Below are 2,925 nucleotides of genomic sequence, written 5' to 3' on the forward strand. Positions count from 1 at the left end.
GCAGCCATTAGAGCAGTAGTTAGGATGGCTATATTCAAAGGCATAAGAGTTATGGGTGTACAAAGAGGATATAGTGGACTTATAAATGGTGAAATATTTGATATGGATAGACATTCGGTTTCAGATATAATTCATAGAGGTGGAACTATTCTTAGAACTGCACGCTGTGAAGAATTTAAAACTGAAGCTGGAAGAAAAAAGGCAGTTAATGTACTACGCGTATTTGGGATTGATGGACTAGTAGTAATTGGTGGAGATGGTTCATTTGCAGGAGCACAACTTTTATCAGAACTTGGAATTGCGACTGTTGGTATACCGGGAACTATAGATAATGATCTTCCATACAGTGAATATACAATAGGGTTTGATACTGCACTAAATACAGTGCTTGATGCTATAAACAAAATAAGAGATACTTCAAGTTCTCATGAAAGAATTAGTGTAGTTGAAGTAATGGGAAGAAATTGTGGAGATATAGCTTTATATGCTGGTATTGGTGGAGGAGCTGAAGAAGTAATTATACCTGAAAAAGGGTATGATATAGATTCTTTGTGCAAAACTATTTTTGAAGGTAAACTAAGAGGCAAAATGCACAATTTAATAATCCTTGCTGAAGGTGTCGGCGGTGCAAATGAACTTGCAATTCAAGTTGAAGAAATAACAGGAATTGAATCAAGAGCTACAATCCTCGGCCATATTCAAAGAGGTGGAAGCCCAAGCGCATTTGATAGAATGCTTGCATCTAAAATGGGTGTAGCTGCAGTGCAAGTGCTTATAGAAGGCAGATCAGGAAGAGTTATTGGTATGAAGGATGGCAAAATAGTTGATGAAGATATCAATGAAGCATTAGCAATACCAAGGAAATTTAATGAAGAACTTTATGAAATATCTAAAATTCTTTCTTACTAAAGCAATTTAATAAGAAGGCTTATATATAAAAGTTAACTATAAAATAATATGCAATAAGAGGAGAATAATTAATGAAGAAAACTAAAATGATTTGTACAGTAGGACCAGCTAGTGGAAGTTTAGAAACTATAAAGGCATTAATAGACGCAGGAATGGATGCTTCAAGACATAACTTTTCACATGGTGATCATCAAGAACATAAAGAAAGAATTGATAAAGTAAAACAAGTTAGAAAAGAAATGAATAGACATATTGCTATAATACTTGATACTAAGGGACCAGAAATAAGAACAGGAAATTTTTCAGCTGGTAAAGTTGAATTACAAGAAGGATCTAAATTCACTGTTGTTTGTGGTGAGGATGTTATCGGAGATGAAACTATATGCTCTGTAACTTATGAAGAATTATATAAAGATGTTAAAGCTGGCGATACTATATTAATAGATGATGGTTTAGTTGCATTAACAGTAGAAAGCGTTGAAGGCAAAAAAGTACATTGCGTAGTTGCAAATACTGGTATGGTAGGAAATCATAAAGGCGTTAATGTTCCTGGAGTTGCAATAAATCTTCCTGCACTTACAGCAAGAGATATTGATGATTTGAAATTTGGATGTGAAATAGGTGTTGATTTTATAGCAGCATCATTTGTAAGAAAAGCATCAGATGTACTTCATATAAGACGTGTTCTTAATGAAAATGGTGGAGAAAAAATACAAATAATTTCTAAAGTTGAGAGTCAAGAAGGCGTTGATAACATTGATGATATTATTAAATTATCTGATGCTGTTATGGTTGCCAGAGGAGATTTAGGAGTTGAAATTCCAACAGAGGATGTTCCAATAGTTCAAAAAATGATGATAGCAAAATGTAATGCTGCAGGTAAAGCAGTTATAACAGCTACTCAAATGTTAGATTCTATGATCAGAAATCCAAGACCAACTAGAGCAGAGTCTTCAGATGTAGCAAATGCAATATTTGATGGTACAGATGCTATAATGCTTAGTGGTGAAACTGCTAATGGTAAATACCCAGTTGAAGCAGCTACAATAATGGCTAAAATAGCACAAACTGCTGAAAAGGCTCTTAATTATAAAGAAAACTTAAAGAATAAGAGAGATTTTCATATTCCTAATGTACCAAATGCTATTAGTTTAGCTACTTGTACTACAGCTATGGAATTAAACGCTTCAGCTATTATTACTGCAACTCAAAGTGGTAATACAGCAAGAAAGGTATCAGCTTATAGACCAGAATGTCCAGTTATTGCGGTTACTCCTTATGAAGTAGTAGCTAGAAGTTTAGCATTAAATTGGGGCGTTGTTTCAGTATGTGCTGATAAAATAGAATCTACAGATAAACTTATAGATAACTCTGTAGCAATTGCATTAAAAGCAGGATATGTACAAAAGGGTGATTTAGTAGTTATTGCTGCTGGAATTCCAGCCAATTTTGTAGGTAGCACAAACATGATGAAAGTTCATATCGTTGGTGATATATTACTTCAAGGTAAAGGAAACATAAGCGCATCAGCTTGTGGAACAGCTTGCTTTGCAGCGAATGCAAAAGAAGCAAATGAAACTATGCGTGATGGCGATATTTTAGTAGTAAAAACATTAACTAAAGAATATAATAATTTATTAGATAGAGTTTCAGGAATTATTGTTGAAGAAGATGCAGCAAGATTAGATATTGTTGTTGAAGGTACTTCAAAAGCAGTTCCAATAATATACAATGCAATAGGAGCAGTAGATATTATCAAAACTGGATCATTTATAACAATGGATGCAGCTAGAGGTATTGTATATAGTGGTAGGGCTAATGTAAAAAACTAATTAAACATTAAGGACATTTCAGAAGGAAACTCTCGCACTTTTATAAGTGGGAATATAAAGATCCTTCTGAAGTCATTAATAGCAGCTCCGCAGGAGATGAATTAAGGATTGTCATATAATTGGCAATCCTTTTTTTTAGTGTGCCCGGCATGGGCGTTTACTCGTCGGTGAAAGTCCGATACGG

At 34.2% G+C, this 2,925-nt stretch carries 2 protein-coding genes; both read left to right on the forward strand.

Annotated features, from left to right (window positions below; genetic code table 11):
* Positions 1-909, forward strand: a 909-nt coding sequence (pfkA, locus tag Q0649_RS01805) for a 6-phosphofructokinase (RefSeq protein WP_298836636.1), incomplete at its 5' end; no start/stop codon positions are given.
* A 71-nt stretch (positions 910-980) separates the two neighbouring features.
* Positions 981-2,741 (forward strand): pyruvate kinase, encoded by a 1,761-nt coding sequence (pyk, locus tag Q0649_RS01810; RefSeq protein WP_298836638.1) that lies wholly within the window; start codon positions 981-983, stop codon positions 2,739-2,741.
* Positions 2,742-2,925: the final 184 nt, after the last annotated feature.

This window comes from uncultured Clostridium sp. (assembly GCF_937920395.1).
Lineage (GTDB): Bacteria > Bacillota > Clostridia > Clostridiales > Clostridiaceae > Clostridium_AD.

What these genes read in the sequence shown, in the direction of transcription:
- pyk (WP_298836638.1), top strand. Translation starts at nt 981, where the DNA reads ATGAAGAAAACTAAAATGATTTGTACAGTAGGACCAGCTAGTGGAAGT.